Annotated in this window: 3 protein-coding genes; 1 reads left to right on the top strand and 2 read right to left on the bottom strand. The window is 71.3% G+C overall.

Annotated features, from left to right (window positions below; all coding sequences use genetic code 11):
- The first annotated feature begins 159 nt into the window (after positions 1-159).
- A complete protein-coding gene (locus ACWF79_RS26530; protein WP_453730661.1) occupies positions 160-1,959 on the top strand; it encodes an ATP-binding SpoIIE family protein phosphatase in 1,800 nt (599 codons plus the stop codon).
- Positions 1,960-2,006: 47 nt separating this feature from the next.
- Here the strand turns inward: ACWF79_RS26530 and ACWF79_RS26525 are convergent, their stop codons facing one another.
- Both ACWF79_RS26525 and ACWF79_RS26520 read right to left on the bottom strand, forming a co-directional pair.
- Positions 2,007-4,250, bottom strand: coding sequence for an OmpL47-type beta-barrel domain-containing protein (locus ACWF79_RS26525; RefSeq protein WP_453730660.1), 2,244 nt, complete (start codon positions 4,248-4,250; stop codon positions 2,007-2,009).
- A gap of 2 nt (positions 4,251-4,252) precedes the next feature.
- On the bottom strand, positions 4,253-6,745 hold the full coding sequence (locus tag ACWF79_RS26520) for a ThuA domain-containing protein (RefSeq protein ID WP_453730659.1): 2,493 nt from the start codon (positions 6,743-6,745) through the stop codon (positions 4,253-4,255).
- Positions 6,746-6,769 lie beyond the last annotated feature (24 nt).

Genomic DNA, 6,769 nt, shown 5'->3' with positions numbered 1-6,769 from the left:
AGGCGGCGGAGGCCGCCCCGGCGGCGGTCGGCTCACACTCGCCGGCTCACCGATTTCGGGCTCGTCGACCGCTGCCCGGCCGAGATCGACCCGATCGGCCGGAAAGAGGTGCATGCTGGGCTCCAACAGCGGTCGAATTCCTGTCTGGAGGCCGAAAGAGTGAACGGCGGTAACGGGAGACGGCGCCTGACGCGCCGCGCCTCGGCGGGCAGAGGCACAGCGGCGCACCGCTCGGCCCGTGCCCGCACGCGGCTCGGCCTGGGAGCGGGTGAGGTTCCCCTCGACCGGATCACCACACGCGGCCGGCTCGCCTGGCTGAATACCGCGGGCTCCAGGATCGGCACCACGCTGGACCTGGAGCGCACCGCCCAGGAGCTGGCCGAGTTCACCGTGCCCGGCTTCGCCGACGGGGCCGCCGTCGACATCCTGGAGAGCGTCCTGCGGGGCGACGAAGGCGCACGGTGGACCGGCACGGGCGTCCCGCTCCTGCGGGCCACGGCCCTGTGCGCCGTCGAGAAGCTGTCCTCCCTGGAGCCCACCCCGGTCGGCGAGACCTTCGTCCGCAGCGAGCAGGCCCACGAGACGCTGCTCCACCGCTACTGCCTGCGGCAGGGCAGGCCGGTGCTCGTGAGCCGCATGCGGGACGCCGACTTCCTCAGGGTCGCGCCGACTCAGAGCGCCGCGGCCAAGATGCGCGCCGCCGGCGTGCACAGCTACCTGGCCGTGCCGCTGATCGCCCGCGGGCTGCTGCTCGGCAGCGCGGACTTCGTCCGCGGCCCCGGAACACCACCGTTCTCCTCCACGGACCTCGCACTCGCGGAGCAGCTCGCCTCCCAGGCCGCCGTCTACATCGACAACGCCCGGCTGTACGGGCGTGAGCGTGAGCACGTCGTGTCGCTGCAGCGCAGCCTGCTGCCGCGCGCGACCCCCGTGACGCCGGGGCTGCGCGTGCACGCCGAGTACGCGCCCTCGACGGCCCACCACGGCGTGGGCGGCGACTGGTACGACGTCATGGCCCTGCCCGGCGGCCGTACGGCCCTCATGGTCGGCGACGTCATGGGCCACGGGCTGCCCGCCGCCGCGACCATGGGACGCCTGCGGGCGGTCGCCCGCACCCTGATGACCCTGGACATGGCGCCCGAGCGCGTGCTCGCACGGCTCGACCTCGCCACGCGTGACCTGGAGGACGAGCAGGTCGCCACCTTCCTGTGCGCGGTCTTCGACCCGGGCGACTCCACCTACACGCTGGCCAGCGCCGGGCACCTGCCGCCGCTGCTCCTCGACGGACAGGGGGCCGCCGCGTTCGTCGACGTACCGATCGGTGCGCCGCTCGGCGCGGGGGTGATCCCGTACGACCCGATCCGGCTGAAGGTCCCGGCGGGCGGGCATCTGGTCATGTACAGCGACGGCCTCGTCAAGTCCCGCCGCGCGGACCTGGACCGCCAGCTGGAGCGCCTGCGGGCGGCGGCGCGCGACCTGACACCCGAGGCGCTCGCACGCGGGGGCCTGACGGAGCGCGCCCCTGCCGACGCCCCGCGCTTCGACGAGGCCGTGCTGCTCGTCGCGACGACCGCCCCGGGCACCCCCGCCGAGCTGCGCGAGTGGCAGCTGCCGCAAGGAGGACGCGCCGCGTCCGTCGCCCGGGGCCTGGTCACCGACCAGCTGGCCGCCTGGGACCTGGCGGAGCTCGCCGACGTCTGCGAACTCGTCGTCTCGGAACTCGTCGGCAACGCGCTGCGGTACGGCAACGGCCCCGGCCGGCTCCGGCTCCTGCGCGGCGAACGGCTCGTCGTGGAGGTTTCGGACACCGGCCCGGACCTTCCCCAGATCCAGCACGCGGACCTCAGCGACGAGGGCGGCCGGGGCCTGCAGCTCATCAACATGCTCTGCCGCCGATGGGGCTCCTGCCGCACCGTGACCGGCAAGGTGGTGTGGGCGGAGCAGAACCTGACGTCCTGAGGAGCGCGCGGCCCCTCTCCTCCGCCGGGAGAGGGGCCCCGCACCGACTACAGCTCCTTCACCCGGATGTTGCGGTAGGAGATGACGTCCGTCGTGCCGTGGACCTGGAGGCCGATGTAGCCGGAGGCGTAGCGCCGACCGTCGGTGCCCGGGTCGTCGGCACGCGGCGGCTGGAAGACCTGGCCACCGGTGTTGTCGAACTCGTTGATCAGCTTGCCGTTGCGGAAGACCGAGTAGTGCTGGCCCTCCACGCGGATCTCGTAGTCGTTCCAGGTGCCCTTGGACGTCACACCCGCGCCGGCGAGGCCCACCCGGTCGAAGCCGTAGACCGAGCCGGACTTGTACATGTCGCCGTCGGGCCGGTCGAGGACCTGGATCTCATGGCCGTACTTGATGGCGACCCACTCCGGACGGGTCTCCTCGGGGTTGTCGTGGACGTTCGGGAAGCGCACGAAGACACCGCCGTTGGCGTTGCCGGCGCCGGGGGCGTCGTCGCGCCACTGGAGCTTGAGCGAGAAGTCGCCGTACTGCCGCTGCGGGAACCACAGCATGCCCATGCCCGGCACCGTGGTGCTGCTGGTCATCGCCCCGTCCCCGCTCAGCGCGAACCTGCCGCCACCGACGTGCTGCCACTGGGAGAACGTGGCCTCGGTGCCGTCGAACAGATCGCGGTAGCCCTCGGTCTGGCCCGGCTTGCCGATGCCCGACTGCTTGGCGGCGCGGTAGATCTTCCGGTGTTCGCGGGTGTCGATGACACCGTCGGCGAGCAGCCGGTCGACCACCGTGTCGACGTGCTTGAGGAACAGCGCGTGCGACGACCAGTCCTTCTCGTCCTCGATGAGTTCGTTGATGGTGCAGCGGCTGTTCGTCATCCGGTTCGGGACACCCGTGTCGACCGTCCCGACGATCACCGTCAACCGCTCGTCGAACTCCGGGCAGTTGGGCGCCGGCACACCGCCTCCCTCGGCGACGGTGAAGACGACGCTCCTGGCGGTGGACGTGTTGCCCGCCTTGTCCGTCGCCCGGTACAGCACCGTGTGGTGGCCGACGCGGTCGACGATCACCGCGGTGGTGTACGCGAGGTAGGGGCCGCCGTCGAGCGAGTACTCGATCCGCTCGACGCCCGAGTCCGCGTCGGTCGCCGAGAGCGTGACCGTGGCGCTGGTGATGTACGCGCCGTCGGAGTTGCGTACGCCCGCGACGGTGGCGGCGGCCTCAGGGGCGGTGGTGTCCGGATCGGGCTGGGTCACCACCGTGAACGCGACCGACTTCTCGGCGGCCATGTTCCCGGCCTTGTCCGCCGCCTTGTAGCGGACGGTGTGGGCGCCCGCCTGATGCACCATCACGGGTGCGGTGTAAGGCTGCCAGGCGCCGTCGCCGATCGCGTACTCGATGGTGTTGACGCCCGAGCCGGTGTCGGACGCGGTCACCGTCACCGTGGCCATGTCGAGATAGCGGCCCTGGTCGTCCTGTTCGCCGGTCACGGTCGCCGAGGTCTCCGGCGCCGTCGTGTCGTCGGTGGGCGGGGCGACGACCGTGAACGCGGCGGTCTTCTCGGCGGCCGTGTTGCCCGCCTTGTCGCTCGCCCGGTAGCGGATCGTGTGCGCCCCGACCTGGTCGACGACGACCGGGACGGTGTACGGCTGCCACGGCCCGTCGGCGCCGACCGCGTACTCGATCCTGTCGACCCCCGACCCGGCGTCCGTCGCGCCGAGCGTGACCGTCGCCTGGCCGACGTACGCGCCGTCGGCGTTACGGTCCCCCTCGACCTTCGCGGTCGTCTCCGGCGCGGTGGTGTCCTCGCCGGTGCCCTCGGTGACGGTGAGGATGCCCTGCATCTGACCGTGGCCCGGGATCGTGCACTTGAAGAGGTACCGGCCCGGGGTCAGCGTCACCTCGGCCGTGTGCCGGCCGCCGTTCGCGTCGTTCGGGTTGGCCAGGATGTTGAGCGGGACGTCGTTGTTGTACTCGGGGTCGGAGACGTCGAACGTCAGGGTGTGCGGCATGCCGGTCGTGTTGCCGCTCGCCGTGCTGTTCTCGAAGACGATGGTCGTCGGGCCGGCCACCGCCGTGGTGGGGAACTCCAGGTAGCGGTCGATCGGGTCGCCCGCCTTCCAGGTCAGCACCTGGGCCGCGGCGGACGGCCCGTCGCCCCGTACTCCGTCGTCGGTCCTGTCGTGGGCCGACGCCGAGGTCAGTCCCACGACCATCGCCACGGCGGCCAGCAGGGCCGCCCACAGGCCGGGCCCTCTCCGCCCCACGCCTCTCGGCCTCATGCCTCTGTGTCGCATGGTCACCGCGCCGCCTTCCGTGCCAGCTGGTCCGCGGCCGGGGTGGGCCCGCCGCCCTTGTAGGTCACGCGCCACAGCGCGGAGTCGGGGTGCGAGGTGAAGAAGCCCCGCCCGTAGTCGAGGACGTACAGCGAACCGTCGGGGGCGAACTTCCAGTCCATCAGGTTGCGGATGCCGCCCTGTCCGACCGGGACGATCTTCTTCAGGGACTCGGCGTGCACCGGCAGGCCACCCTTGCCGACCGTCCTCGGATCGGTCAGCACGGCGTGCCGCGGCTGGTCCCCGTCGTAGAAGTCACCGACGAACCACTTGCCGTCCCAGTACGACGGCCACTTGACCGTCGAGTCGCTCGCCGCGTCGAAGCGGTACAGCGGCCCGTTCATGGTCGCCTGCCCGCCGCCCTTGAGCCACGGCAGCAGCAGCTTCTGCTCCTCCTGCTTGTAGCTCGGCACGCCGTTCGCGTCCCTCGGGTAGTCCACGCCGCCGCCCTGGGGCGAGTACCAGATGGTGTTCGCCGTCACCGGCGGCAGGTTCACGAGGCCGTCGTTGTTCGGCGACTCGTTCTTCGGCGCGTCGCAGTCGTACCAGCCCAGCGGCACGCTCGGATCGGGCAGGTTGCGGTCCCGGTAGGGCTGCTTGTTGCCCATGCAGTACGGCCAGCCATGGTTGCCCGCCTTGGTGATCGCGGCGAACGTGTCGTACTTGGCCGGACCCCAGGTCGTCGACGGCGCACCCGCGTCGGGGCCGACCCAGCCCGCGTAGAGGATGTCGGTCTTCCTGTCGACCGAGATGCGCGCGGGGTTGCGCACACCCATCACGTAGATCTCGCCGCGGGTCTTGCCGCCGCCCTCGTCCGTCTCCTCGCCCGTGAACAGGTTGCCCTCGGGGAGGGTGTAGGTGCCGTCGTCCTCCGGGTGGATCCGCAGGATCTTGCCATTGAGGTTGTTGGTGTTCCCGGAGGTGCGGCGCGCGTCCGCGAAGGAGACGCCCTTGAAGTTCGGTGCCGGGTTGTTGCCCGAGTAACCGCTGCTGGATCCGGAGGAGTTGGTGTCCCCGGTGGCGATGTAGAGGTTGCCCTTGGAGTCCCAGGCCATCCCGCCGCCGGCGTGACAGCAGCTGTGGATCTGGACCGGCCAGCTCAGCAACACCTTCTCGCTCGCCAGGTCGAGCCTGTTCGTCGCGAGGTCGAGGGTGAAGCGGGAGACCCTCCGCTCGCCCATGTGAGTGTCCCGGTCGATACGGGAGTGCGGTGTGTAGTGGAGGTAGACCCAGCCGTTGGCCATGAAGTCGGGGTCCAGCTCGATGCCGAGCAGCCCCTCCTCGTTCTTGACGAGCTCGTCGCCGCCGCCCTTGTTGCCGAAGACGGTGAGCGCACCGGCCTTCGTGACCTGCTTGGTCCTCGGGTCGTAGACGTGGATCTCGCCGTTTCCCTTGCCGATGTCCGGGTTGTTCCAGTCGGTGACCACCGGCACGCTCGCGTCGGCGCCGCCGCGGCCGATGTACAGGATCCGCCCGTCGGGAGCGGCGACCAGGCCGTGCGGCTCGCCGATCTGGTCGTTCTGTCCGGGCTGGTTGGGCCTGGTGACGCGCTCGGCCGCGTAGTTGGCGTCGATGGTCGCCTTGCAGTCCGCCTGGGAGATGCGGGCGGTCCAGGCGATCGCGCCGCGCAGATGGTCGCGGAAGTCGGTCTCGGCGTAGCTGTCGACGGTGCCGCCCATGGCGGTGTAGAAGGACCGGCCGCCGTCGTAGTCACGGCACCAGGACACCGGGTGGTCCCAGCCGTTCGGCCTGGCCGCCGGCTGGTACGAGGCCTCCCGGACCCGCGCCACGGTGTGCACGGTGCCCGACGGGTTGCGATCCCAGTTGAACCACTTGTCGGGCCGCTTCCACTCCAGGGGGAGGGACTTGGTGGCCGGGTGCTGCCGGTCGCCCACCTCCACCACCGCGCGCTGCGTGCCGCTCGGCGCGCCCGTCGGCCGTGCGCCGAGCAGGCCGGTGAACCAGGAGGAGTACGGCTCGGTGCGGGCGGCCTCGTGGACGCCGACGAACCCGCCGCCCGCCTCCATGTAGGCCTCCAGGCCCGCCTCCTGCTCCGGGTCGAGCACATCGCCGCCCCCGGTCAGGAACATCACCGCGTTGAAGCGGCCGAGCCGCCGGGCGTCGGTGAAGACGGCCGGGTCGTCGGTGGCCTCCGTGCGGAAGCGCCCGGCGGTCGGCCCGGTCAGCCCGATGCTCTCGACGGCCGCGATGCCCGCGTCGACCGTCGGCGACTCCGCCGTCGCCGACCCGTGGAAGACGAGTACCCGTACGTTGGCGCCCCCTGGCGGCGACGGGAGAGACAACGTTGTCGACACCGTGGCCGACGGGGGATCCGGATACGGTCTGGCCGAGGCGGGATCTCCGCCGAGCAGGGAGGCCGTCAGGGCTCCCGCCCCAAGTGCCGCCATGGCAAGGCCTGTTCTTGATCTCGACCGGTGATGTGGTGTGCGCTTCATGGGTCACCCATCCCTCTGAGGTCA

This window comes from Streptomyces sp. NPDC054975, assembly GCF_053609105.1.
This window is presented reverse-complemented; position numbering and strand designations above follow the sequence as displayed.

Coding starts and splice junctions, on each gene's coding strand:
- ACWF79_RS26520 (WP_453730659.1), bottom strand. CDS start 6,745: ATGAAGCGCACACCACATCACCGGTCGAGATCAAGAACAGGCCTTGCC.
- ACWF79_RS26525 (WP_453730660.1), bottom strand. CDS start 4,250: ATGCGACACAGAGGCATGAGGCCGAGAGGCGTGGGGCGGAGAGGGCCC.